This is a genomic window from Isoptericola sp. NPDC056134 (assembly GCF_042264825.1).
Lineage (GTDB): Bacteria > Actinomycetota > Actinomycetes > Actinomycetales > Cellulomonadaceae > Isoptericola > Isoptericola nanjingensis.
In genome coordinates, this window is sequence record NZ_JBHJVM010000035.1 from 1 (window position 1) to 23,174 (window position 23,174).

General features: G+C 74.8%; 26 protein-coding genes. 12 read left to right on the forward strand and 14 right to left on the reverse strand.

What is annotated here, in order from left to right:
* A partial coding sequence (locus ACFCZN_RS20045) for a sigma-70 family RNA polymerase sigma factor (RefSeq protein ID WP_430557923.1) occupies positions 1-1,011 on the reverse strand: 1,011 nt, incomplete at its 3' end.
* A 217-nt stretch (positions 1,012-1,228) separates the two neighbouring features.
* Here ACFCZN_RS20045 and ACFCZN_RS20050 point away from each other — a divergent pair.
* Positions 1,229-2,035, forward strand: coding sequence for a hypothetical protein (locus ACFCZN_RS20050; protein ID WP_429766457.1), 807 nt, complete (start codon positions 1,229-1,231; stop codon positions 2,033-2,035).
* 28 nt (positions 2,036-2,063) lie between these two features.
* On the opposite strand, the gene ACFCZN_RS20055 is transcribed toward ACFCZN_RS20050, so the two are convergent.
* The 6 genes from ACFCZN_RS20055 to ACFCZN_RS20080 form a co-directional block, all read right to left on the reverse strand.
* Positions 2,064-2,372, reverse strand: coding sequence for a DUF1540 domain-containing protein (locus tag ACFCZN_RS20055; protein ID WP_429766455.1), 309 nt, complete (start codon positions 2,370-2,372; stop codon positions 2,064-2,066).
* Positions 2,373-2,538: 166 nt separating this feature from the next.
* Positions 2,539-2,964, reverse strand: coding sequence for a heat shock protein transcriptional repressor HspR (locus ACFCZN_RS20060; RefSeq protein ID WP_429766453.1), 426 nt, complete (start codon positions 2,962-2,964; stop codon positions 2,539-2,541).
* 70 nt (positions 2,965-3,034) lie between these two features.
* Positions 3,035-4,042 carry a DnaJ C-terminal domain-containing protein gene (locus tag ACFCZN_RS20065; protein ID WP_430557924.1) on the reverse strand — a complete coding sequence of 336 codons (1,008 nt, stop codon included), beginning with the start codon at positions 4,040-4,042 and terminating at the stop codon, positions 3,035-3,037.
* Positions 4,043-4,146: 104 nt separating this feature from the next.
* Positions 4,147-4,782, reverse strand: a complete 636-nt coding sequence (grpE, locus tag ACFCZN_RS20070; RefSeq protein WP_429766449.1) for a nucleotide exchange factor GrpE — start codon at positions 4,780-4,782, stop codon at positions 4,147-4,149.
* Positions 4,779-6,662, reverse strand: a complete 1,884-nt coding sequence (gene dnaK, locus ACFCZN_RS20075) for a molecular chaperone DnaK (RefSeq protein WP_429766447.1) — start codon at positions 6,660-6,662, stop codon at positions 4,779-4,781. Before dnaK ends, grpE begins: the two co-directional genes overlap by 4 nt.
* 213 nt (positions 6,663-6,875) lie before the next feature.
* Positions 6,876-7,826: a cold-shock protein gene (locus ACFCZN_RS20080; RefSeq protein WP_430557925.1), complete on the reverse strand. Its 951-nt coding sequence runs from the start codon at positions 7,824-7,826 to the stop codon at positions 6,876-6,878.
* Between the two features lie 94 nt (positions 7,827-7,920).
* Here ACFCZN_RS20080 and ACFCZN_RS20085 point away from each other — a divergent pair, with 94 nt between their 5' ends.
* Positions 7,921-8,568: a hypothetical protein gene (locus ACFCZN_RS20085; protein ID WP_430557926.1), complete on the forward strand. Its 648-nt coding sequence runs from the start codon at positions 7,921-7,923 to the stop codon at positions 8,566-8,568.
* 15 nt (positions 8,569-8,583) lie between these two features.
* On the opposite strand, the gene ACFCZN_RS20090 is transcribed toward ACFCZN_RS20085, so the two are convergent.
* From ACFCZN_RS20090 to ACFCZN_RS20105, 4 genes are all read right to left on the reverse strand, one after another.
* The gene (locus ACFCZN_RS20090; RefSeq protein WP_430557927.1) at positions 8,584-9,237 is read right to left on the reverse strand and encodes a flavin reductase family protein; all 654 of its coding nucleotides are present in this window, start codon (positions 9,235-9,237) and stop codon (positions 8,584-8,586) included.
* Positions 9,238-9,280: 43 nt separating this feature from the next.
* Positions 9,281-9,757 carry a GNAT family N-acetyltransferase gene (locus tag ACFCZN_RS20095; RefSeq protein ID WP_430557928.1) on the reverse strand — a complete coding sequence of 159 codons (477 nt, stop codon included), beginning with the start codon at positions 9,755-9,757 and terminating at the stop codon, positions 9,281-9,283.
* A 93-nt stretch (positions 9,758-9,850) separates the two neighbouring features.
* Entirely contained in the window at positions 9,851-10,528 is a 678-nt protein-coding gene (locus ACFCZN_RS20100; RefSeq protein WP_430557929.1) for a histidine phosphatase family protein, read from the reverse strand.
* 47 nt (positions 10,529-10,575) lie between these two features.
* A complete protein-coding gene (locus tag ACFCZN_RS20105; protein ID WP_430557930.1) occupies positions 10,576-10,986 on the reverse strand; it encodes a RidA family protein in 411 nt (136 codons plus the stop codon).
* Positions 10,987-11,065: 79 nt separating this feature from the next.
* On the opposite strand from ACFCZN_RS20105, the gene ACFCZN_RS20110 reads away from it, so the two are divergent.
* Positions 11,066-11,449: a winged helix-turn-helix transcriptional regulator gene (locus ACFCZN_RS20110; protein WP_429766436.1), complete on the forward strand. Its 384-nt coding sequence runs from the start codon at positions 11,066-11,068 to the stop codon at positions 11,447-11,449.
* On the opposite strand, the gene ACFCZN_RS20115 is transcribed toward ACFCZN_RS20110, so the two are convergent.
* Positions 11,439-12,713 (reverse strand): MFS transporter, encoded by a 1,275-nt coding sequence (locus tag ACFCZN_RS20115; RefSeq protein ID WP_430557931.1) that lies wholly within the window; start codon positions 12,711-12,713, stop codon positions 11,439-11,441. The two genes, ACFCZN_RS20110 and ACFCZN_RS20115, sit on opposite strands and share 11 nt — an antisense overlap.
* 72 nt (positions 12,714-12,785) lie before the next feature.
* On the opposite strand from ACFCZN_RS20115, the gene ACFCZN_RS20120 reads away from it, so the two are divergent.
* From ACFCZN_RS20120 to ACFCZN_RS20130, 3 genes are read left to right on the forward strand one after another with little or no spacing between them, the layout of a single operon-like run.
* A complete protein-coding gene (locus ACFCZN_RS20120) occupies positions 12,786-13,676 on the forward strand; it encodes a LysR family transcriptional regulator (RefSeq protein ID WP_429766432.1) in 891 nt (296 codons plus the stop codon).
* A gap of 52 nt (positions 13,677-13,728) precedes the next feature.
* Entirely contained in the window at positions 13,729-14,349 is a 621-nt protein-coding gene (locus tag ACFCZN_RS20125; RefSeq protein WP_429766431.1) for an RNA polymerase sigma factor, read from the forward strand.
* The gene (locus ACFCZN_RS20130) at positions 14,349-15,356 is read left to right on the forward strand and encodes a hypothetical protein (RefSeq protein WP_430557932.1); all 1,008 of its coding nucleotides are present in this window, start codon (positions 14,349-14,351) and stop codon (positions 15,354-15,356) included. Before ACFCZN_RS20125 ends, ACFCZN_RS20130 begins: the two co-directional genes overlap by 1 nt.
* 51 nt (positions 15,357-15,407) lie before the next feature.
* On the opposite strand, the gene ACFCZN_RS20135 is transcribed toward ACFCZN_RS20130, so the two are convergent.
* Together ACFCZN_RS20135 and ACFCZN_RS20140 are read right to left on the reverse strand one after the other, a co-directional pair.
* Positions 15,408-16,106, reverse strand: a complete 699-nt coding sequence (locus ACFCZN_RS20135) for a response regulator (protein WP_430557933.1) — start codon at positions 16,104-16,106, stop codon at positions 15,408-15,410.
* Entirely contained in the window at positions 16,103-17,836 is a 1,734-nt protein-coding gene (locus ACFCZN_RS20140; protein ID WP_430557934.1) for an ATP-binding protein, read from the reverse strand. Before ACFCZN_RS20140 ends, ACFCZN_RS20135 begins: the two co-directional genes overlap by 4 nt.
* A gap of 108 nt (positions 17,837-17,944) precedes the next feature.
* Here ACFCZN_RS20140 and ACFCZN_RS20145 point away from each other — a divergent pair, with 108 nt between their 5' ends.
* From ACFCZN_RS20145 to ACFCZN_RS20170, 6 genes are all read left to right on the forward strand, one after another.
* Positions 17,945-18,955, forward strand: a complete 1,011-nt coding sequence (locus ACFCZN_RS20145; protein ID WP_430557935.1) for a Bug family tripartite tricarboxylate transporter substrate binding protein — start codon at positions 17,945-17,947, stop codon at positions 18,953-18,955.
* Positions 18,952-19,497: a tripartite tricarboxylate transporter TctB family protein gene (locus ACFCZN_RS20150; RefSeq protein WP_430557936.1), complete on the forward strand. Its 546-nt coding sequence runs from the start codon at positions 18,952-18,954 to the stop codon at positions 19,495-19,497. Before ACFCZN_RS20145 ends, ACFCZN_RS20150 begins: the two co-directional genes overlap by 4 nt.
* A gap of 7 nt (positions 19,498-19,504) precedes the next feature.
* A complete protein-coding gene (locus ACFCZN_RS20155) occupies positions 19,505-21,085 on the forward strand; it encodes a tripartite tricarboxylate transporter permease (RefSeq protein WP_430557937.1) in 1,581 nt (526 codons plus the stop codon).
* Positions 21,082-21,546, forward strand: a complete 465-nt coding sequence (locus ACFCZN_RS20160; RefSeq protein WP_430557938.1) for a universal stress protein — start codon at positions 21,082-21,084, stop codon at positions 21,544-21,546. Before ACFCZN_RS20155 ends, ACFCZN_RS20160 begins: the two co-directional genes overlap by 4 nt.
* 49 nt (positions 21,547-21,595) lie before the next feature.
* Positions 21,596-22,174: an RNA polymerase sigma factor gene (locus ACFCZN_RS20165; protein WP_430557939.1), complete on the forward strand. Its 579-nt coding sequence runs from the start codon at positions 21,596-21,598 to the stop codon at positions 22,172-22,174.
* Positions 22,171-23,174: hypothetical protein (locus ACFCZN_RS20170; RefSeq protein ID WP_430557940.1), on the forward strand; the 1,004-nt coding region annotated here is incomplete at its 3' end. The genes ACFCZN_RS20165 and ACFCZN_RS20170, both read left to right, overlap by 4 nt.

Sequence of the window (23,174 nt, forward strand, 5' to 3'; positions counted from 1 at the left end):
GACATCGCGGCCCCGGAGAGGCGCGTCGCCGCCGGTGATGCTCGCGCCCCCGACCGCGCCGGTGCCGACCGTGCCCGACGCGGCGGTGCTGGTGCCCGCGACCGCGCCGACGCTCCCCGCGCTCCCGGCACCCGCGGCGCTGCCGGCCCCCACGCTCCCGGCCGCGACGGACCCGCCGAAGGCACCGCCCAGCGCACCCCCGATGGGCAGCGCGCCGACGACGGCGAGGCCCGCGAGCCCGACGACCAGCGGCGCCACGACGGCCCGCATGCCGTGCGCGATGTCCCCGAGCTCGAGCACGAGGGACCGGCACTCCCCGCACGTCTCGAGGTGCGCGTCGACCTTCGCCACCTCGCGCCGGGCGAGGCCGCCCCGCACGTAGGCGCCGAGCAGAGGGTTCACGACGCGGCAGCCGTCGGTGGGCGCGTGCGTGAGGTGCTCCTGCAGGTAGCCGACCCGCAGCCCCTCGCGAGCGCGGTAGGCGAGCGCGGACACGCCGTTGGGCGTGAGCCCGAGGATCGGGGCCACCTCCGCGGGCGCACGCCCCTCGATCTCCGTGTACCAGAGCACGGCCTGCCAGCGCTCCGGCAGCGCCTGGTAGGCGTTCTTCACCACGGAGTGCTCGAAGCCCTCGAACGTGGCGACGTCGGTGGGGTCCACGAGGCCGAGCGCGGCCTCGAACGTGCCGTCGTCGGACGTCGGGCGGGTGCGCTTCACGCCCCGCGCGAGGTCGGCGGCGAGGCGCCGCACCACGGTGAGCAGGTAGGCGCGGAAGGTCGCGTCCGGGCCGCCGCCGTGCTGGAGCACGTCGAGCACGCGGTGGAACGCCTCCGACACGAGGTCGTCCGCGTCGGCCGACGACCGGACGTACTGCCGGGCCACCGCTCGCGCCGCCGGGACGTGCCGGGTGTAGAGGGCCCCGTACGCCTCGAGGTCGCCCCCGCGCACGTCGAGGATCAGCTCGGCGTCGCTGCGCGCCGAGTCGTCTGACCCCACGTAGACGTCCGTCATGGCCGACCTCACTCTGGCTGCACTGCGCACCCAACCGCAGACTCCCGTACTCTACGTGCTCCCCGCCTCGTCCTCCGGGGTGAAATTCCCCAGGAACAGCGCAGGATTCCCGCAGTTTTCCGTGCCTCGGGCAGCGGAGAGGGCTATCCCGGGGCACCTACCGATGAAAGTGGCCGACAACTGCGTCATGATGGCTGACCATGGCGGTCCCATCCACATGAACCGGTCCACGAGCGGGCCCCGCGGCGCGCCCGAGAACGATGCGCCCGAGCACGACGCACCCGAGCACGTCCCGGACGTGCTCGACCGCTGGCGCGCGACGAGTCTCGCCGAGGTGTGGCTGCGTCCCGACGACTGGTACCACCCCGCCGTCGACGCCCTCGTCGAGGCCTTCGACGAGGGCCGCTCCCCCCACGCCGCCGCGCACCGGCTCGGCGCCGCGCGCGGGCGGGCCGGCGTCGGCCTGGGCGAGACGCTGGACGACGTCGAGTGCCTGTACCGCTCCGCCCACCGCCCGCCGGACCCCGACGCGATCCGCGCGGTCGCCGTCGGGTGGGTGCGAGGCCGGGACGCAGAGCCGGCCCTCGGCGCGCTGCGCGACCCCAGTTCGGGGCTGCCCACCCGCGAGTACCTGGCCGAGCGGCTGCGGGAGACGTACGGCGCCGCCGTCGGCGCGGACCAGGGCGCGCCGGACACGCACTGCCTCGTCGTCGTGGACGTCGCCGTCGACGGCCTCGCCCCGTGGGACCGCGCCGCACGCTCCGCGACCGTCGGCCGCGCCCTCGAGCAGGTCTTCGGGGAGGGACATCCGATGGCCGCCCTCACGGACGGCGTGTTCACGGTGCTCGCACGGCGCGACACGGGGGTGCCCGACCTGGCCAAGGCCACCCGCGGGGTGGTGGAGCGCAACGCCGCGCTCATGGGCCTCGGGGACGTGCTGAGGCGCCCCACCCGGGTGTGGGTGGAGCGCCTCCCGACGTCGCACGCCGCCGCCGTCGAGCTGCTGACGCAGCTGGCCCGCTAGCCGCCCCGGGGGCGCCCCGGGGATCGGGTCACTGCTGCGCGTACGTGAGGCAGTCGGCGTGGCTCTCGTCGTCGGGGCCGGGGCCGACGCGGATGGCCGACGCCGCGCACTCGAGGTCGGTGTTGTGGACGCAGTCGCCGCGCTGGCAGGCGCCCACGTGGGCGACGACCTTCTCGAGGCCGCCCTTGGAGCTCAGCGGGATGAACGTGGCGCACGCCGCGTCGCCGCTGTGCCCCGCGATCGTCACCGCCCCGGCGTGGCAGCCGTGGTCGTGGTTGTAGCCGCAGCCCTCGACCGTGCACTCGGTGACCTCGGGCATCTCCATCAGCGTGCTCATGGTGCGCTCCTCGCCGCTCGACGCCGGCTCTCGCCGCCTTCGACCACGATATTCCTCTCGCACGGAATTGCACAGTGAATGCGCGATCGAATTCGCGACGGGTCGAATAAGGAATGCCTTACCCATTGCCCCGAGAATTAGCGAAGAATTGCGTTGCGGAAAGTCGTCAGCCGCGGCGGTGCGGGCGCCACAGCACCAGCGCGCCCTCCTCGGCCTCGAGGTCGGCCCGCTCCGCGCGGCGCACGCGCTGGCCGCGGCGCACGACGACGACGTCGCCCGTCGTGCCGGCCGTGAACACCCGGCCTCCGGGCTGCAGGGCGAGCGCCGCGAGCCGGCCCTCGAGCTGGGCGACGTGCTCCTGCAGGTCGAGGATGCGCCGGATCCCGGCGAGGTTGATGCCCTCCACCTGCGCGAGGCGCTGCACCTCGAGCAGTCGTGCGACGTCGCGCTGGGAGTAGCGCCGGCCGCGGCCGGCGGTGCGGCGCGGCGTGACCAGCCCGAGGCGGTCGTACTGCCGGAGCGTCTGCGGGTGCATGCCCGCGAGCCGGGCCGCCTGCGACACGGTCAGCACCGGCGCGTCCTCGGTGACCATCGCTACCTCCTCGCTCGGTGCCGCTCCTCGGTGCCGCCCCGGGCCGGTCGGCCCGCGCCCCGCCGCGGCGTCATTCAGCCGCGCGCTGCGCGAGCCCCGCCCGCACGTCCTCGTGGTCGCTCTCGGCGGCGAACGCCTCGAGCGCCTCCTTCGCCTTCTTGCTGAGCTTCTGCGGCACGGCCACCTGGACCGTGACCAGCAGGTCACCCTGCGCCTTCGTGGTCCTGACGCCGCGGCCCTTGACCCGCAGCACCCGCCCGGTGGGCGTGCCGGCCGGCACCTTGAGCTTCACGGTGTGCCCGTCGAGCGTCGGCACCTCGACCGTCGTGCCCAGCGCGGCCTCCGCGAACGTCACCGGGACCGTCATGCGCAGGTTGGCGCCGTCGAGCGTGAACACCGGGTGCGGCGCGACGTGCACGGTGACCACGAGGTCGCCGGCGTCGCCGCCGCCCGAGCCCGGGCGCCCCTTGCCGCGGATGCGCAGCTTGCGGCCGTCGTTCACCCCGGCGGGGATCTTGGTCTTGACCTTGCGGCCGTCCACCGTGAACTCGACGGTGGCGCCCTCCACCGCCGTGCGGAACGGCAGCGTGGTCTCGGCCGCGACGTCCGGACCCTTCTGCGGCGTGGTGAAGCCGGCGCGCTGCCGGCCGCCGCGGAAGCCCCCCTGGCCGCCGAGCATGGAGCTGAGGATGTCCTCGAAGCCCCCGCCGCCCGCACCACCCTGGGGGTACTGCTGGTAGCGCACGTTCGGGCCGGCACCGCCGCCGAACATCGAGCCGAAGACGTCCTCGAACCCGTTGCCGCCGCCCCCGCCCGGGCCCGCCGCGAAGCGGGCGCCGCCGCCGGCCATGGCGCGCACGGCGTCGTACTGCTGGCGCTGCTCGGAGTCGGACAGCACGGCGTACGCCTCGCCGATCTCCTTGAACTTCGCCTCCGCCGACGCGTCGCCCGGGTTCTGGTCCGGGTGGTACTGGCGCGCGAGCTTGCGGTACGCCTTCTTGATGGCCGCGTCGTCCGCGTCCTTGGGGACGCCGAGAGCGGAGTAGAAGTCCTTCTCGATCCAGTCCTGACCTGTCACGACGCCCTCCTTCCTGTCATTGTCCGCGAGATCGACCCGCCCGTCGTGAGATCGACCCTGGGCAGGTCGGTCTCACGACGGGCAGGTCGATCTCGCGGATGGTGTCACTCGGGGCCGACGACGCCCACGCGGGCGGCGCGGACGACCCGGTCGCCGATGCGGTAGCCGGGCTCGACCACCATCGCGACGGTGGTCACCGTCGCCTCGGGGTCCACGTTGTGCATGAGCGCCTCGTGGACGTTCGGGTCGAACTCCTCCCCGACCGCGCCGAACCGCTCGATGCCGAACCTCGCCAGCGACGCGTCGAGCTTCTCCGCGATGGCCGCCATGGGCCCGCTCAGCTCGGCGTGCTGCTTGGCGCGCTCGATGTCGTCGAGCACCGGCAGCAGCGCGGCGAGCACATCCTGCGTGCCCTGGGTCCGCGCCGCCTCCTGGTCGCGCAGCGACCGGTTGCGGTAGTTCGTGAACGACGCCCGCTCGCGCTGCAGCGCGTCCAGGTGCTGGGCCGCCTCGGCCTTGGCCGCCAGGACCTCGGCGCTCTCGGCGGCCTCGCCCTCGGGCTCGAAGTCGAGCGCCGCGAGCGGGTCGACGCCCTCGGGCTCGCCCTGGTCGCCGGCGGCGCCGGACGCCTCCCGGGCCTCCCCGGACGTCGGGTCGACCTTCCGCTTGTCCGTGAAGCTGAACGGGGTCTCCCCCGAGCCCTCGGGCTCGGGGGTCCCCTGCGTGTTCTCGTCCGTCACTTCTTGTCGTCCTCGTCGTCGACGATCTCGGCGTCGACCACGTCCTCGTCGGGGGCGGACGTCGCGCCCGCGGCAGCGGCCGCGTCGTCCTCCGCCGCCGGGGTGTCGCCCGCGGCCTGCTCCTGCTCGGCCGTGGCGTAGAGCGCCTGGCCGATCTTCTGCGAGGACGCGCCGAGCTTCTCGTACGCGGCCTTCACCGCGTCGGCGTCCTCGCCCTCCAGGGCGGTCTTGACGCCGGCGATGTCGGCCTCGACCTCGGTCACGACCTCGGCGGGGAGCTTGTCGCGGTTGTCCGCGATCTGCTTCTCCATCGAGTACGCGAAGGCCTCGGCCTGGTTGCGGGTCTCCGCCTCCTCGCGACGCTTCTTGTCCTCGGCGGCGTGCTCCTCGGCGTCCTTCACCATGCGGTCGATGTCCTCCTTGGGGAGGGCCGACCCGCCGGTGATCTTCATCGACTGCTCGGTGCCCGTGCCACGGTCCTTGGCGGACACGTGCACGATGCCGTTCGCGTCGATGTCGAAGGTGACCTCGATCTGCGGGACGCCGCGCGGCGCCGGGGCGATGCCGGTGAGCTCGAACGTGCCCAGCGGCTTGTTGTCGCGGGTGAACTCGCGCTCGCCCTGGAAGACCTGGATCGCCACGGACGGCTGGTTGTCCTCCGCCGTGGAGAAGATCTCGCTGCGCTTGGTCGGGATGGCCGTGTTGCGCTCGATGAGCTTGGTCATCACGCCGCCCTTGGTCTCGATGCCGAGGGACAGCGGGGTGACGTCGATGAGCAGCACGTCCTTGCGCTCGCCGCCGATGACGCCGGCCTGCAGGGCCGCGCCCACGGCGACGACCTCGTCCGGGTTGACGCCCTTGTTGGGCTCGCGACCACCGGTGAGCTCCTTGACGACCTCGGTCACGGCCGGCATGCGGGTGGAACCACCCACCAGCACGACGTGGTCGATGTCGGAGACCGAGATGCCGGCGTCGCGGATGACCGCGTGGAACGGCGCCTTGGTGCGGTCGATGAGGTCCTGCGTCATCTGCTGGAACTGCGCCCGCGTGAGCTTCTCGTCCAGGTGGACGGGGCCGTTCTCGCTCATCGACAGGTACTGCATCGAGATGCTGGTGCTCGTCGCGGACGAGAGCTCCTTCTTGGCCTGCTCGGCCGCCTCACGCAGACGCTGCAGGGCGATCTTGTCCTTGGACAGGTCGACGCCCGCGCTGTTCTTCACCTGCTTGATGAGGTGGTCCACGATGCGCTGGTCCCAGTCGTCGCCGCCGAGGCGGTTGTCGCCGGACGTGGCGCGCACCTGGATGGTGGAGAAGTCGTCCTCGTCCTTGCCGACCTCGAGGAGCGAGACGTCGAACGTGCCGCCGCCCAGGTCGAAGACCAGGATGAGCTCGTCCTCCTTGCCCTTCTCCAGGCCGTAGGCGAGAGCCGCCGCGGTGGGCTCGTTGACGATGCGGGTCACGTTGAGGCCCGCGATCTGGCCGGCGTCCTTGGTCGCCTGGCGCTCGGCGTCGTTGAAGTACGCCGGGACGGTGATGACCGCGTCGGTGACGGGCTCGCCCAGGTACTCCTCGGCGTCGCGCTTGAGCTTGCCGAGCACGCGCGCGGAGATCTCCTGCGCGGTGTACTTCTTGTCGTCGATCTCGACCGACCAGTCGGTGCCCATGTGGCGCTTGACCGACGAGATGGTGCGGTCGACGTTGGTGACCGCCTGACGCTTGGCCACCTCACCGACGAGGACCTCGCCGGTCTTGGAGAACGCGACGACGGACGGCGTCGTGCGCGACCCCTCCGCGTTCGCGATGACGGTGGGCTCGCCGCCCTCCAGGACGGCGACCACCGAGTTGGTGGTACCCAGGTCGATACCGACTGCTCGAGCCATGTGCTGCCTCCATGCGTACGTCCGGGCGCCTGTGCACCCGAGGTTGAGTCAACTGCACTCAACGTAAATCTCGGCCTCCCCGCCTCGCAAACCGCGGGCGCCAAAGTTGAGTCTGCTTGGCTCAACCTTGCTCGGGGCGTCGATATTCCCGCAGGCAGACCCCGCTGTTCGCTGTGAGCGAACAGCGGGGCGGATGCTCCGGCCGGCTCGCGCTCAGATCAGCTCGACGCGGTCGGCCTGCGGCCCGCGGTCGCTCTGGCGCACCTTGAACCGGACCCGGTCGCCCTCTTCCAGGTACTCGCCGCCTTGCAAGACCGACACGTGCACGAACAGGTCCGCGCCCCCGGCGTCGGGGGTGATGAAGCCGAAGCCGCGGTCCGCGTCGTAGCGCGCGACGGTGCCCTCACCGCCGCGCACCGGACCGCCGGACGCCGCGGGACGGCCCGACCGGCCACGGTCCCCCCGGTCACGGTCACGCCCGGTGGCCCCGTGCGCGCCCCCGGAGCCGCGCACGAGCCGCACGTCGCGGGCGTTCGGCCCCTTGTCGCCGTCGACGACGTCGAACGTCACGCGCGCGCCCTCGGCCAGCGAGCTCAAGCCCGGGCCGAGCGCGTTGACGTGGACGAAGAGGTCCGCGCCGCCCGCGTCAGGAGCGATGAACCCGAAGCCCTTGGTGTCGTCGAACCAGGAGACGGTGCCGTCCCCGCCGTCGGAGGCCGGCCGCGCCGCCTCCGACGCGAGCGGCAGCAGGTGGTCAGCCTGCGGACCCTTCTCCCCCTCGACGACCATGAACGCGACCCGCTGGCCCTCCGCGATCACCCCGCCCCCGACGATCGCCGAGCTGTGCACGAAGATCTCGACGCCGCCGTCGTCGGGCGTGACGAAGCCGTACCCCTTGGTCGGCTCGTACCAGTTCACGGTGCCGAGCACGCCCACCGGGGCGTCGGCGGCCCGGTCGCCCGTGACGCGGACGCGTCGCGCCTGCGGGCCACGGTCGCCCTCGCCCACCTCGAACTCCACGGTCTGCCCCTCGCGGAGCTGCTTCGGCCCGTCCTCGCCGACGATCTCGGACGCGTGCACGAAGAGGTCCTCGGCCTCGTTCCCGAGGTCGATGAAGCCGAACCCGCGGTCGGCGTCGAACCATCGGACTGTTCCCTGGGGCACCTGGTACTCCTCGTCTTGGCAGATAGTGCTCCCCCCAGTGTCGCGCGGAGAACGGTCACGGCAAGAATCGCCGGGCCTGTGGTGGGATCGCCCCATGCACCCCGAGTCCGCCGAGGAGTACTACGCCCGCGTCGCCGCGCAGACCGGCCCGGACGGGCGGCTGCCGGTCGCCGTCGAGGAGATGCCCGGCTGGGACATCTACCCGTACGAGGCGGACTCCCTCCGGATGAAGCCCCTGCGCCCGCTGGCCGACGCCGAGCCGCCGCGGCGCGGCGAGGATCCCGCCGACTGCTGGTGCGCCGGGACCCCCGAGGAACGGACGGCCCGGTTCGAGGGCTGGGTCTGGCGCAACGAGCGGTGGGTGCTCACGGCGGACCTCGCGCAGAGCCTGCCCGTGCTCCTCACCCTGGTGCCCGTCGCCACGCACTGCGACCTGCCGTCGGTGCCCGCGGACCTCGCGGCCGAGATGGGGCAGCTGATCGTCGCGGTGTCGGCCGCCGTCGAGGCGCTGCCGAGCGTGGGCCGCGTGCAGCTCGCCAAGTGGGGCGACGGCGGGGCGCACCTGCACCTGGCGTTCCTCGGCAGGCCCGCCCGGGTGCTGCAGCTCCGCGGGTCGCCGCTGCTGGACTGGGCGGAGAACCTGCCCGACGTGCCGGCCGGCGTCCTGCGCGCCAACGCCGCCGCCGTGGCGGCGCACCTGGTGGCCGCGGTCGGCGGCGAGGCCGGCACCCGGGACGGCTGACCCGGCCGGGAACGGTCAGCGGCGCCGGGTCCGCCCGAGGCGGGCGCCGGTACCGAAGTACTCGCGGAACACGTAGAGGGCCGGCGACCACGCGCCCGTGTCGACGTGCCCGGTGACGGTGTCCACGACGGCCCGGTCCGCGTGGACCGCGCGCACGTAGACCTCGACGATGCGGAAGTCCTCGCCGTCAGGACCCGCGGGGGCGTGGACCGCCTGCACCTCCGCCTCGCACTGGATCGCGCACTCGGCGATGCGCGGCGGGCGCACCAGCGTGGACGGCTGCGCGGTGAAGCCGCCGGGTGTCCACTTGTCCCCCGCGCTGCGGAAGAGGCCCTCCTTGTGCGGCGGGAGCGGGTCGCTGCCGCTGAACAACGCGATCGCCTCCACCTGCGACCAGCGGTCGGCGTGCGGGAAGTTGACCACGCACTCCCCCTCGCGCTCGAGGTTCGCGAGCGTCTGCGAGCCGGCGCCCCAGCCCAGCACGACCGTGCGCCCCAGCGTCCAGGCCGACGACATCGGGCCGATGTTCGCCGACCCGTCGGGGCTGGTCGTGGTGACCAGCGCGATCGGGGTGCCGACGTACAGCACCGGTGGGTCGATGGTCACGTGCGACGACGGGGCGCCCTGGGGCCCGGGGTCTCGCACGGAGGCAGCGGCGGTCTGGCTCATGCCCCCAGCATCGGGGCGGGACGCTTCGGCCCCCGCCGAACCGTCAGAGCGCCTTGCGCATCTGCTGCGTGACGACGGCGTACCCGGCGGAGTCGTACAGCGCGACGGCGGCGGCGTTGCGGCCGAAGACGTTCAGCTCCAGCGCGGTGGCGCCCGCCTGCCGGGCGGCGTCCTCCGTCGCCTCCAGCAGCGCGCGTCCCAGGCCCTGGCCCCGTCGCGACTCGACGACCTCGATGTCGTAGAGGAACGCGATCCCCGCCGTCCCGTGCGGCGGGTCCAGCGCCACCCAGGAGCGCCCGACCGGCTCGCCGTCGGCGTCGACGGCAAGGTGGACGAGCATCCGTTCGGTCGCCGGCCCCTGCGGCAGGAGCGCTGCGGACTCGTCGCGGGCCCGCCGCACCGCGCCCTCGTACGGCCAGCGGCCCGCGGCGACCTGCTCCGCCGCGTAGTCCGCCGCCAGGGCGTCCTGCCACTCGTCGAACTCGGCCGGGGTCATCGGGCGCAGCGTCACCGTCGTCATGGACGCATGCTGGCACCGTTCCCGCGTCGACGTCGTCCCTGGTGTCCGCTCAGGGCTGGGACACGACACCGGGCACCACGTCGTGGCCGCCGTTCAGTCGTCGACCGGCTCTCCTGTCGGGTCGTGCGCGACGACGGCGTCGAGCTGCGCGCCGCCGACGGGCTCGCGCCGCCAGTCCACGAGCCGCCAGCCGGACTCCGGGTCGCCCTCGACCTCGATCAGGCCGGTGTTGGCGAGCGGGGTGTGCGCCAGCTCCTCGACGTCGAGCCCGCGGACACGCGCGCCCGACCACGCGCGGATGGCGGCGCCGTGCGAGACGGCGAGGACGACGCCGTGGTCGCGGGCCTCGCGACCGAGGGACATGAGCGCCGCGACCGCGTCGTCGAACCGGGCGAGGAACGCATGCCCGTCGGGCCCGCCGGGCATGCGCCGCGACCGGTCGCCGCGTGACCAGGCGAACACCGTCTCGAGGTAGGTGTGGTGGTCGGCCAGGTCGGACGACATCTCGAGGGCGCCGGCCTCGACCTCGCGCAGCCCGTCGAGCACCGTGGGGCGCAGGTCGCGGTCGGTGGCCAGCGGGCCGGCGGTGTACGACGTCCGCACCAGCGACGACACCGCGAGAGCGTCGATCCGCCGCCCCTGCAGGGCGACGGGCACGGCGGCGGCCTGCCGCTCGCCCAGCGGGGTCAGCCCGGGGCCGGGGGCGCCGGTGTCGAGCAGGCCCGCCACGTTGGAGGGGGTCTGGCCGTGTCGCAGCAGGAGGAGACGCATGCCTCCACCCTGTCAGAGGGACGCGGGCCCGCGGGCGGCGCCCACCGTCAGTCCAGGACGGCGTACGCCTCGACCTCCACGAGCACGTCCGGCTCGAAGAGGGAGTCGATGCCGAGGAGCGACACGGGCGGCCAGGGCTGCGGGATGCCGAGCTCCTCGGCCACCCGCTCGATCCCGGCCAGCAGGTCGCCGTACTTGTCGGGGTGCCAGCGGACGGCGAAGAACCGCAGCCGGACGACGTCGGCGAACCCTGCCCCCGCCCCGGCAAGACCCCGGGCCGTGCTGCGGAGCGCCTGCGCGACCTGCACGGCCAGGTCGTCGGCGGCCACAGGCCGCCCCTCGGCGTCGCGGGCGACCTGCCCGGCCACGTGCACGTGGCGGGTGCCGGTGCCGACGGCGACGTGGTGGTACGGGACGGGCTGGAGCATGCCGGGCGGGGTGCGGAGGTCGACGGTCATGGCGGGTCCTTCCGGTGGTGCGGGCAGGTATCTGATGTCTACCTGGTCGCCTCAGGCCACTTCAACGAGACTAGGTGTCGTGCACGAGACCACCCCCGCCGCCCTGACGCCCGCCCACCGTGAGCTCCTCGACCAGGTGCTCGACAAGTGGTCGCTGCAGGTGCTCGAGTCCCTCTGCGAACGCCCGCAGCGGTTCAACGAGCTGCGCCGCAGCGTCCCCGCCGTGACGCAGAAGTCGCTCACCGCGACGCTCCGGCGGCTCGAGCGCAACGGCATGGTCGAGCGGAACCTCCTCAGCTCCCGCCCGGTCGCCGTCGAGTACCGCGTCTCGGCGCTGGGCAGCACGCTCCAGGACCTCGTGGACGCGCTGCTGGCCTGGTCCACGTCCGTCCTGCCCGACGTCGAGACGGCGCGGGCGGCCTTCGACGGGACCGGGCCGGACACGGCGTCGCTCAGCCGCTGACGGCGGCGGCCGGCGCCTCGGCCGTCGTCCGCCCGCCGGCGCCGAGGGCCCGGGACGCCACCAGCCCGACGCCGCCGACGAGGACCTGCACCGCGCCCACGGCGACGAGCACCGGCCCGGCGCCGACCCACCCGATGACCGCGCCGCCCACGAGCAGCCCCAGCGAGGCGCCGCCCGAGTGCAGCACGGTCTCGGCGGTGAACGCCGCGCGCCGCTCGGGCCCGGAGGTCTGCTCGCTGATCAGCGCGTTGAGCGCGGCGATCCCGAACGGCGTCGCCAGGCCGCCGACGGCGGACACGAGCGCGACCCCCACCACGCTCGGCACCACCGCCGGGAGCGCCGCGAACGACAGGCCGAGCACCGCCCACGCCCCGACCGCCGTCGCGAGGCGCGGCAGCCGGTCGACGACCAGCGGCGCCGCCAGCGACGCGGCGACCGACGTCGCGCCGTAACCGCTCATCCCCGCCGCGACGAGCGCGCCGGGCATCCCGTGCTCCACGCCGAGGACGGCCAGCCCGAGGCTGAAGCCGAACCAGCACAGCCCGCCGACGCCCGCCGCGACGATGCCCGCCGCGACCTGCGGGTGCGCGCGCAGGACCGCGAGCACCGCCGTCGGCTCCGCCTCGCCCCGCGCCGCCTCGCCCCGCGCCGGGGCGCGGCCGTCCGCCCGCGGGACTCCCAGCATGGCCGCGGCCGCCGCGAGCACGACCGCGGCCTGGCACCACAGCAGCGGCTCCGCGCCCCACGCCACGACCAGCCACGCTCCCAGGGGCGGCGCGAAGATCATCGACACCCGGTGCGCGAGGTCCTGCCACGCGAGCCACCGGGCGGCCGTCGCGCCGCCCGCGGAGCCCGCGGAGCCCCCCTCAGCATCACGGCGTCCAGCATCCGCGAGGTCGGCGACGAGCGCGCGCTCCGCAGGGCCGAGCAGCGCGGCGGCGACGCCGGTCACGAGGCCGGACGTGCACAGGCTGACCGCTCCCACGTGTCCGACGAGCGCCGCGACCGGCACGATCGCGAGCCCCGCGACCTGCGCCAGCATGACGACGGCGAGCGCCCGCCCGGACACGAGCCGCTCGCGCAGGCCGCGACCCCACCAGCCGACCGTCAGCAGCGGCAGCCCCGACATGCCGCCGACGAGGCCGGTGGCCCACGCCTCCCCCGTCTCGGCGAGCGCCACGAGCGGCAGCGCGACGGCCGTGATCCGCGCACCCACCCAGGTGACGAAGGTGATCGCGGTGAGGATCAGCAGGGGACGGCGCATGCCTCGATCCTCGGCGGCCGAGGCCGACGCCGGTAGACGGCGTCGTGGGCAACTCGCTCATACGCTGGAGGCATGACCTCCCGTCTGACGGTGGACGACCTGCAGCTCGCCGAGGCGGTCGCGCGGCACGGCTCGGTGGGCGCGGCCGCCCGCGAGCTGCTCGTCGCGCAGCCGTCCGCGAGCCGGCGCCTGTCCGCCCTGGAGCGCCGTCTCGGCACGCCGTTGTTCGACCGCGACACCACCGGCGCCCGGCCCACCCCGGCCGGCCGCGAGCTCGCCCGCCTGGCCGCGGGGCTGCTGGCCGACCTGGACGCCCTGCCCGACCAGGTGCTCGCCGCCGTCGCCGCGCCGACCCTGTCGGTCGGCACCATCCAGGCCCTCAGCCCGATGGTGCTCACGGCCGTCGAGCTCGAGCTGCCCGAGGTCACGATCCTGCCGGAGGTCGACCACGGCCCGAACCTCGTGCGGCAGGTGCACGAGGGCACGCTGGACGCCGCGATCGTCACCGTCGCGGAGCAGATGGCGGTGCCGCGCGGCCTGCAGCGCACCCCGCTGGGCGAGTCGCCTCGGGTGGTCGTGCTGCCCGACGGCGTCGCGCCGCTCGCCGCCGGGAGCCGGCCGTTCGCGGGCCGCACCGTCGTCTACAGCCTCATCGACCTGGCCGGCGAGGCCACCCACCGGCGGCTGTCCGCGCTGGGCGCCGTCCCGCGCCGCGGCCCCACCACCGAGGCCACCCTCCGCATCGCGCGCGAGCTGGGCTGCCCCGCGCTCATGCCCGAGCTCACCGCCCGCTGGTACGCCGCGCCGGGCGACCGGGTCGTGCCGTCCCCGGTGCCCGGGACCGTGCGCGTCACGCTCGTCACCCGCACCCCGCGGCCCGCCGCGCTGGCGGACGCGCTGCCCCGCATCACGGCGCGCGTGCTGGGCGACGACCGGTCGCCGGAAGGGCCTGCAACGCCCTGACCCGAGCCGGACATGACACCGTCGTCACTGCCTCCCTGCCGAAGGGCCACCGATGCCAGCCCCCGAACCGCCCGACCACGAGGCGCGCTTCACCGCGCTCTTCGAGGCCACCCACCGCCCGCTGCTCGCCTACGCGGTGCGGCGCGTCGCCGACCCCGCGGATGCCGCCGACGTCGTCGCCGAGGCGTTCCTGGTCGCCTGGCGACGCATCGAGGACGTCCCCTCCGGGACCGACGCGCGGCCGTGGATGTTCGGCGTCGCGCGCCGCGTCCTCGCGAACCTCCACCGCGGGACCCGGCGCCGCCTCGCCCTCGCCGACCGCCTGCGGGCCGAGGTCGTCGAGGCGGTGCCGCCGCCGTCCGACGACGACGTCAGCGACGTCGAGCGGGCGCTCGCGCGTCTCGGCGACGACGACCAGGAGCTGCTGCGACTGGTCGCCTGGGAGGAGCTGGCGCGGGACGAGATCGCCCTCGTGCTCGGCGTCTCCCGCGCCACGGTGCGCGTCCGGCTGCACCGCGCACGACGGCGGCTGGCCGACCAGCTCGCCTCGCTCGCCGCGGCGGACGACGTCCCCCGCGTGCGGCGCACCGAGCCGGCCGTGCAACGCACCGACGCGGCCGGACAGGTGATCAGCGGGTGGGCACCAGCCCGCCCCGGAACCGAGGAGGCGTGATGAGCGACCTGATGAAGCGGCTGGGCGCCGCGGACCCCGCCCGCCGAGCCCCCCTCGACGCCGTGGACGAGGCGGCGTTCGCCGCCCTGCGCGAGGAGATCACCATGACGAGCACCGACGGCGCGACCGCGCCGACCCTCCCCACCGCCGACGACCCGCTCCCCCGTCGACGCCGGCTCGGGCGCCGAGGCGCGGTCGCGATCGGCCTGGCCGCCGTCCTCACCGGGGGCGGCGTCGCGTACGCGGCGATCCAGGCGTTCCAGGGCTCCAGCGGCGAGGGCGTCGCGTGCGTGCACGTCTGGAACGCGGACGCCCCCGAGGGGCTGCACCTCGACGCCGCCGGCTCGTGGATCACCGGCGACCCGTACGCCGACTGCACCACGCTGCTCGCCGAGGAGGGGCTGCCCCCGATCGAGGACCCCGTCGCCTTCGCGTGGGACGGCCAGACGATCGTGGCTCCCGCCGACCAGGTGCCTGCGGGCGTGCAGCGGCTGGAGGGCACGCAGGCGGTCGAGGGCGGCGTCGTCGAGCTGCAGCGGAGCATGGCCGACACGGTCGACGGCGGCAGGAGCGGGTGCCGCACGGTCCCTGGGGCCGCCGCCTGGGCGCAGGGCGAGATCGAGCGGCTCGGCCTGCAGGACTGGACGGTGGTCACGCCGGAGTCCGAGCCGGCGCCCGACGCGGCGCCCGGCGCCGCGCCGCCGTGCTCCGACGGCGAGGTGTCCGTCGGGGACCGGCAGGTGGAGCTCTTCGCGTCCGAGGACCCGTTCGAGCGGCTCCACGGGCCCGGCGACGACCCGGCGATCGACGCCCTGCGCGAGCGGATCGTGGACGAGTGCGTCTCGCTCGACGAGGCCCGTGCCGTCGTCGACGAGGTGTACGCGGACATGGAGTACGAGGTGCCGACGACCGAGGTGGTCGACGACGGCGCCTCGTGCGCCCGCGTGGACCTCGTCGAGGGCGGCACGACCGAGGCGTTCGTGTACGGGCCGGGCTCGGGCTCCTGATCGGTCGCCGCGCGTCCGCTCCTCTGACGCCCGGCGGGCGCCGCTGCCGGCTCAGCGCAGCCGGTATCGGCGCTCGGGGCGCCCCGCCGTGCCGTAGTTGAGGCGCACCGCGGCGCGCCCCGTCGTCGCGAAGTGCTCCAGGTAGCGGCGGGCGCTGACCCGGCTGACGCCGACGGCGTCGGCGCACTCGGTGGCGCTGAGCTCCGCGCCGTCCGCGAGCGCGGCGAGCACGACGTCGGCGGTCTCCTGGCTGAGGCCCTTGGGCAGGGGATCGCGCGGCGCGGCCGCCTGCGGCGGGCGGGCGAAGACGGCGTCGATGTCGGCCTGGATCTCGGCCGGGCTGCCGGCGGCGCCGTCGTCGTCCAGCCCCTCCAGCGCCGCGCGGGCGCGGCGGAACTCCTGCAGGCGCGCCGTGAGGTCGTCGGACGCGAACGGCTTGACGAGGTAGTGCGCCGCCCCGCCGGCCGCGGCGGCACGCACGGTGTCGGCCTCACGGGCGGCGGTGATGACGACGACGCCGAGGTCGTGGCCCGCCGCCCGCAGGCGCCGCAGCACCTCGATGCCGCTCATGTCCGGCAGGTGCACGTCGAGCAGGACGAGGTCGGGGTGCAGGGCCTCGACGGCGGCGAGCGCGTCGGCGCCCGAGTGCGCCTCGCCGACCACCCGGAACCCGGGGACCCGCTCCACGAAGCGGCGGTGGATGGACGCGACCATGAAGTCGTCCTCCACCACCAGCACGTCGAGGCTCACGCCTGCTGCACCCCCTGATCGGTCCGTCCGGTGCCCGCGACGGCCCGCGGCAGCCGTGCGATGAACACGGCGCCGCCCTCCCCGGCCGGGGCGTCGCCATTGTGCACCGTCACCCGCCCGCCGCGGCGCTGCACCAGCACGTGCACGAGCGCGAGCCCCACGCCGCGGCCGGTCGCGCCGTGCGGCTTGGTGCTCCACCCGCGCCGGAAGATCGCGTCGGCCTGCTCGGGCGGCACGCCGGGCCCGGTGTCCGCGACCTCGACGAGGACGTCGTGCGCCGGCCCGTCCAGCGCCAGGCGCACCCGGACCATGGCGGGCGCCGTGACGCCGTGCGCGTCGGGGCCCGCGGCCCAGGCCGCGGCGTCGACGGCGTTGTCCACGAGGTTGCCGAGCACGGTGCCGACGTCCGCGGACAGGTCCGGGTCGAGGCGCGGCAGCGCGCTGCCCGGGTCGACGACGAGCTCCACGTGCCGCTCGTCCGCGAGCGTCGCCTTGGCGATGAGCAGCGCCGCCACCGCCGGGTCGGCGACGCGCGTCGTCACGACGTCGCTCAGGTCGGCCCGCCGCCGCGTGAGCCGCTCCACGAACCGCCCCACCTCGTCGTACTCCCCCAGCTCGATCAGCCCGGAGACGGTGTGCAGCTGGTTGCTGAACTCGTGCGTCTGCGCGCGCAGCGTCTCCGTGACGCTCTCGCGCGCGTGCAGCTCGCTCTGCAGCGCCAGCAGCTCGGTGCGGTCCCGCAGCGTGGTCACCGTGCCGGCCGGGCGGCCGTCGTGCAGCACGCGGCGCCGGTTGAGAACGAGCACGGTGTCGCCCGCGACCAGGACGGCGTCGTGCACCTCGTCGGTGCCCTGCAGCAGGTCCAGGACGGCGGGGTCGAGGCCCAGGTCCTCCAGGCGGCGGCCCGTCGGGTCGAGCGCGTCGCCAGCCCCTCCGACCGGCCCGACGAGGCCGAGCAGCTCCCGGGCGCTGTCGCTCATGAGGCTCACCCGGCCGTCGTCGCCCACCACGACGACGCCCTCGCGGATCGAGCGCAGCACGCCCTCGCGGTGGTCCGCGAGCGCCGCGATCTGGGCCGGCTCCAGGCCGCGCGTGCGCCGCTTGACGAGGCGCGCCAGCAGCCACGACCCGGCCGCCGCGAGCGCGGTGCCGATGCCGAGCACCACGAGCACGTCGCCGCCGGCGTCCGAGAGCCGTTCCGTCAGCGGCGGGTACGGGTCGGCCAGCACGACGACGGCGACCGGCTCGGGCGCGCGCGGCTGCGGCACCGGGTCGCTGCCGCCGTACACCGGCACCCACGCCGCGATCGACCGCCCCGCCACGTCGTCGACGTCGCCGCTGCCGGCGCGCGCGGCGGCGTCGTCGGGCAGGTCGAGACGCTCGCCGCGGCGGGTCGGGTCCGTGGCGACGAGGATCCGGCCCTCGGGGTCGGTGAGGTAGGCGTTGCGGGCGTCGACGTACGCCGCGCGGGTCTGCAGGTAGAACGCGAGGGCCTGCGTGTCGGGCGCGTCGGCGGCGAGCGTCGCCTGCACCGCCGGGATGCCCGCCAGGCCCTCCGCCGCCACCTCGAGGCGGTCCGCGCGGTCGTCGCGGAACGCGGCGTCGGCCTGCCCCAGGAAGACGACGGCGGCCGCCGTGACGACGACGAGCAGCACGGCGAGCTGGAGCGCGAGCACCTGACCGCCGAGCGTCAGGTGCCGCCGGGTGCCGCGCGAACGTCGTGACCGCAAGTTCCACAACCTCCTTTGGTTGCCCAATGATGACGCGCCGGGCGGTCACCTGTGACGATCTCACCCGGGGCACAGCCGCCCCGCAGCACCGACAGTCTGGAGTACCCGGTGTCGACGACGACATCCCGCCGACGACGCGGCCTGCGCGCCGCCGTCGCCGCGACCCTGGCGACCGCCCTGGTCGCCGTGACCGCCGCCTGCGGGGTCACGCGCGGCGACGACTCGACCGACCTCGACATGTGGATCCCCAACAGCCCCGGCGGCGGCTACGACCAGACCGGCCGCGCCGCCGTCGGCGTCCTGGACCGCGACGGCATCACCGGCGGCGACATCCAGGTCACCAACATCCTCGGCGCGGGCGGCTCGGTCGCCATGTCGCGCCTCATGGGCGAGGCCGGCAACGAGCGGCTCCTCATGACGCTCGGGCTCGGCGTGGTCGGTTCCACGTACTCGTTCGGCGTGGACGCCCGCCCCCACGACGCGACGCCGATCGCCCAGCTCATCGAGGAGCAGGAGGGCGTGCTCGTCCCCGCGGACTCGCCGTTCGACACCATCGACGACCTCGTCGCCGCGTGGGAGGACGACCCGGGCTCCGTGGTCGTGGGCGGCGGGTCGTCGCCCGGCGGCCCCGATCACCTGTTCCCCATGCAGCTCGCGAAGGCGACCGGCGTCGACCCGAAGGACCTGCGGTACGTGTCCTACGACGGCGGCGGGCCGCTGACCAGCGCCCTGCTGGGGCACAAGATCCAGGTCGGGTTCTCCGGCCTCGCCGAGTTCGAGGGGCAGATCGAGGCGGGCGAGCTGCGCGTGCTCGCCGTCTCCGGCGAGGAGCGCGTCGCCGGGGACGCCTTCGCCGACGTCCCGACCCTCACCGAGTCCGGCATCGACCTCGTCTTCACCAACTGGCGCGGCGTCGTCGCCCCGCCCGGCATCAGCGACGAGGCGCGCGACCGGCTCGTCGACTACCTCACCCGCATGCACGACTCGCCCGAGTGGGAGCAGGCCCTGGCCGACAACGGCTGGACCGACGCCTTCACCACCGGCGACGACTTCGAGCGGTTCCTGCGCGAGCAGGACGAGCGGGTGTCGACCACCCTGAAGGAGCTGAACCTGCTGTGAGCACCGAGGTGGAGACCCCCGACGCGGGGCCGGCCGGCGAGGAGCCACGCGGCGCGGGCACCCCGCGCGTCGACGCCGCCCAGTACGGGCTGGCGGCCGTGCTGCTCGTCGTCGGCGCCTACACGGTCTACGACGCCATCCAACTCGAGGTGGGCTTCGCCGACCCCGTGGGGCCGCGCGTCTTCCCTCTCGTCATCGGCGCCGGGCTGGCCGTGACGAGCATCCTGCTGGCCGTCGCGACGGCGCGGGGGTCGCGCCCCGAGCCGGAGGCGGGCGAGGACGTCGACGTCACCACGCCCGCCGACTGGCCCACGGTGCTGAAGCTGGTCGGCGTCATCCTGCTGACCGTCGCCACCGTGAGCTGGCTCGGGTGGGCGCTCGCGGGCGCCATCCTCTTCGCCGGGTCGGCGTGGGCGCTCGGCAGCCGCACGGTGATCCGCGACGTGCTGGTGGGCCTCGTGCTCGCCGTGGCCAGCTGGTACGGCTTCGTCGTCGGGCTGGGCATCCCGCTCACCCCCGGCGTCCTCGACGGGATCCTGTGAGGCTCTGATGGACAACCTCGGACTGCTGGCGGACGGCCTCGCCGCCGCCCTCACCCCCATGAACCTGCTGTACGCCGCGGTGGGCGTGCTGCTCGGCACGTTCGTCGGCGTGCTGCCCGGCATCGGGCCGGCGATGGCGATCGCGCTGCTGCTGCCCGTGACGTTCGGGCTGGAGCCCACGCAGGCGTTCATCATGTTCGCCGGCCTGTACTACGGCGGCATGTACGGCGGGTCGACGACGTCGATCCTGCTCAACACGCCCGGCGAGTCCGCGTCCGTGATGACGGCGCTCGAGGGCAACCTCATGGCCCGCGCCGGGCGGGGCGCGCAGGCGCTGGCGACGGCCGCCGTCGGGTCGTTCGTGGCCGGCACGATCGGCACGCTGCTCGTCGCGATGTTCGCGCCCGCGCTGGCCGACGTCGCCGTCGAGATCGGCGCGCCGTCGTACTTCGCGCTCATGGTGCTGGCGCTGGTCATGACCGCGACCGTGCTGGGCGCGAGCCCGCTGCGCGGCCTCATGTCGCTGTTCGTCGGCCTCACGATCGGCCTGGTGGGGCTGGACCTCAACACCGGGCAGCCGCGCCTGACGTTCGGCGTCACGCAGCTCGTGGACCGCCTCGACATCGTCGTGGTGGCCGTCGGAATCTTCGCCCTCGGCGAGGCCCTGTGGGTGGCGGCGCACCTGCGGCGCAAGCCCGCCCGCGTCGTGCCGGTCGGTCAGCCGTGGCTGGGTCGCGCGGACCTGAAGCGCTCCTGGAAGCCCTGGCTGCGCGGCACCGCGTACGGGTTCCCGTTCGGCGCGCTGCCCGCGGGCGGCGCCGAGCTGCCGACGTTCCTGTCGTTCGTCACCGAGCGCAGCCTGGCGAAGCGCGGCGTGGCCAAGCGGCGGGCGGACGCCAAGGACGAGTTCGGCCGGGGCGCCATCGAGGGCGTCGCCGGTCCGGAGGCCGCGAACAACGCGTCGGCCGCGGGCATGCTCGTGCCGATGCTGGCGCTCGGCCTGCCCGTGACGGCGACGGCGTCCGTGATGCTGTCCGCGCTGCAGGGGTACGGCATCCAACCCGGCCCGCAGCTCATGACCGAGCACGCCGACATGGTGTGGACGCTGCTCGCCAGCCTGCTGATCGGCAACCTGCTGCTGCTCGTGCTCAACCTGCCGCTCGCGCCGCTGTGGGCGCGGCTGCTGCGCATCCCGCGGCCCCAGCTGTACGCGGGCATCCTGTTCTTCGCCTGCCTGGGCGCCTACGCCACCAACCTCGACCCGTTCGACATCGCGCTGCTGCTGGTGTTCGGCCTGCTCGGGATGGCGATGCGCCGGTTCGGGCTGCCCGTGCTGCCGCTGATCCTCGGCGTCATCCTCGGGCCGCTCATGGAGACCAAGCTGCGCGAGGCGCTCACCATCTCCGGCGGCGACCCCGCCATCCTGTGGAGCGAGCCGCTTGCCATCGCCATCTACGCGGTGCTGGCGCTGGTGCTGCTGACGCGACCGCTGCTGTCGCGGTGGCGGTCGCGCACCGAGTCGCGGATCGTCGCGGAGGCCGAGGACCCGGAGGACGCCGAGACCGTGACCGAAGGGAGCGCCCGATGACCGCGGGGCAGGAACCGGTGCAGGAGCAGACCCCGCCCCCGGCCGACGGCTGGGTGGTGGTGGCCTGGACGCCCGACGAGTTCGGCGACGCCGCGCTGGAGCACGCGATCGCCTGGGCCGCCGAGGGTGCCGCCGCGGGCGGGCGAGGAGTCGCCGTCGTCAACGGCACCCGCGGCGACGCCTTGGTGGACGAGCGGTTCGCCGCCCCCGGCGGGCTCGCCGACCTCGCCGAGCGGCTGCGGGGCACCGGGCTGCCGCACGTCGTGCGGCAGGAGATGGGGCGCGACGTCGCGGAGCAGGTGCTCGATGTCGCGGCCGAGCTGTCCGCGCGCCTCGTCGTCGTGGGGCTGCGGCACCGCAGCCCCGTCGGCAAGCTGCTCATGGGCTCCGTCGCGCAGCGCATCCTGCTCACCGCCGAGTGCCCCGTGCTCGCCGTGAAGCCCGGGGAGCGCCCCGCCTGACGGCTCGAGATCGCGTGTAAGTCGCCGCCCGGCCGGGACACTACGTCGTGTGAGCACCCCCGACGACGCTCCCGACGGCGCAGCCGCACGGCGCGAACGGCTGTCCGCGCTGTGGGGCGCGCACGCCGTCCGTGTCCAGGCGTACCTGTGGCGGCACACCGACCCGGACACCGCGCAGGACGTGCTCTCCGAGACGTTCCTCGTCGCGTGGCGCCGCCTCGACGACGTCCCCGACCCGGCGCTGCCGTGGCTGCTGGTCGTGGCACGCAACCTCGTGCGCAACGCGCACCGGGCCGCGCGGCGCCGTCGCACGCTCGACGACGAGCTCGCCGGCCTCGCGGCCTCCGCTCCCCTGCCGGAGGCCGCCCCCGAGGCCCTCGTCGTCGAGCGCGACACCCTGCTGCGCGGCCTCGCCCGCCTCGGCGAGCGGGAGCGGGAGGCAATCCTCCTCGTCGCGTGGGACGGCCTCGCACCGACCGACGCGGCCGACGTCGCCGGCTGCAGCACGGCGGCCTTCCACGTCCGACTGCACCGTGCCCGACGGCGGCTGGCCGGGTCCGCCGACGGCACGCCCGCCGCCGCGACCACCGCCCTCCGCTCCACCGCGTCCACGAGGAGGTCCGCATGAGCCCCGCAGAGCTGGACGAGCGGCTCGCCCGCCTCGCCCCCACCGCCTCGCCCGACCCCGAGCGGCTCGACGCCGCCCGCGCTGCCCTCGACGCGGCCGTCGACGGTACCGGTCCTACCCGCAGCCGACGCGTCGGCGACGCGCACGTCCTCGACCTCGACCACGCCCGGTCCAGCCGTCACGACGACGCCGACGGCGACTTCCCGCTCCCCCTGGTCGACGACGACGTCGTCGTGCCGCTCCGCCGGGGCCGCACCGCCCGCGAGCACCGGCGTCGGCGCGTGCAGCTCGGCGCGGCCGCCGCCGGCGTCGTCGGCGTCGTCGCCGTCGGGCTGGTGCTGACGCCGCGGCCCGCTCCCGGTCCGGCGTCACCCGAGGAGTCGTGCGCCGCGAACCTCACGGCGTCGGTGGTGCCCGAGGGACTCGTCGCCGACCTGCGCTGGCAGACGATCGCGTACCAGTCGGACGAGAGTTCCGACGTCACTCTCCTGCGCACCGACGGCGGGGAGCTGTCGGGGTTCTGCGCCGAGTCCCGGGGCCACGGGGGGACCACGAGCACGATGGGGTCTTGGCCCGCCGGACCGGACGACCCTCCAGGTCGGGACGAGATCCTGCCTGCCGGAACGAACGTCGACCCGTACGGCTGGTCCGTGCTGTGGGGTACGACGGGCGGGGACGTCAGGTCAGTCGACCTGCATGCCGAGTGGGACGAGTCGGTGGACCGCTCGTTCCGCGAGGAGAACGGCCTCGGCATGCTCACCGAAGCACGGTTGAACGACGGCTTCTGGTCGGTGTTCCTCGCGCCGGGCGAGATTCCTGAAGGGGCGAGCATCACGCTCACGTGGCACCTCGCGGACGGCACGTCCCGGTCGGCGCCGCTGCTCTCGGCGTGGGACGCCCGCGGAGGGCGGGTTCAAGCGGTCGTCGCAACACCTGATCTGGTGAGGGGTGTTGGGATGGGTGACGGGACGAAGGTCGTGCGGAGTGTGGAGCGCGCGTT

Bases quoted from the DNA above. Each gene is read 5' to 3' on its own strand.
- ACFCZN_RS20095 (WP_430557928.1), bottom strand. From the start codon at position 9,757: ATGACGACGGTGACGCTGCGCCCGATGACCCCGGCCGAGTTCGACGAG.
- ACFCZN_RS20085 (WP_430557926.1), top strand. From the start codon at position 7,921: ATGCACCCCGAGTCCGCCGAGGAGTACTACGCCCGCGTCGCCGCGCAG.
- ACFCZN_RS20130 (WP_430557932.1), top strand. From the start codon at position 14,349: ATGAGCGACCTGATGAAGCGGCTGGGCGCCGCGGACCCCGCCCGCCGA.
- ACFCZN_RS20090 (WP_430557927.1), bottom strand. From the start codon at position 9,237: ATGAGCCAGACCGCCGCTGCCTCCGTGCGAGACCCCGGGCCCCAGGGC.
- ACFCZN_RS20160 (WP_430557938.1), top strand. From the start codon at position 21,082: ATGACCGCGGGGCAGGAACCGGTGCAGGAGCAGACCCCGCCCCCGGCC.
- ACFCZN_RS20055 (WP_429766455.1), bottom strand. From the start codon at position 2,372: ATGAGCACGCTGATGGAGATGCCCGAGGTCACCGAGTGCACGGTCGAG.
- ACFCZN_RS20125 (WP_429766431.1), top strand. From the start codon at position 13,729: ATGCCAGCCCCCGAACCGCCCGACCACGAGGCGCGCTTCACCGCGCTC.
- ACFCZN_RS20105 (WP_430557930.1), bottom strand. From the start codon at position 10,986: ATGACCGTCGACCTCCGCACCCCGCCCGGCATGCTCCAGCCCGTCCCG.
- dnaK (WP_429766447.1), bottom strand. From the start codon at position 6,662: ATGGCTCGAGCAGTCGGTATCGACCTGGGTACCACCAACTCGGTGGTC.
- ACFCZN_RS20120 (WP_429766432.1), top strand. From the start codon at position 12,786: ATGACCTCCCGTCTGACGGTGGACGACCTGCAGCTCGCCGAGGCGGTC.
- ACFCZN_RS20115 (WP_430557931.1), bottom strand. From the start codon at position 12,713: ATGCGCCGTCCCCTGCTGATCCTCACCGCGATCACCTTCGTCACCTGG.
- ACFCZN_RS20100 (WP_430557929.1), bottom strand. From the start codon at position 10,528: ATGCGTCTCCTCCTGCTGCGACACGGCCAGACCCCCTCCAACGTGGCG.
- ACFCZN_RS20050 (WP_429766457.1), top strand. From the start codon at position 1,229: ATGAACCGGTCCACGAGCGGGCCCCGCGGCGCGCCCGAGAACGATGCG.
- ACFCZN_RS20155 (WP_430557937.1), top strand. From the start codon at position 19,505: ATGGACAACCTCGGACTGCTGGCGGACGGCCTCGCCGCCGCCCTCACC.
- ACFCZN_RS20060 (WP_429766453.1), bottom strand. From the start codon at position 2,964: ATGGTCACCGAGGACGCGCCGGTGCTGACCGTGTCGCAGGCGGCCCGG.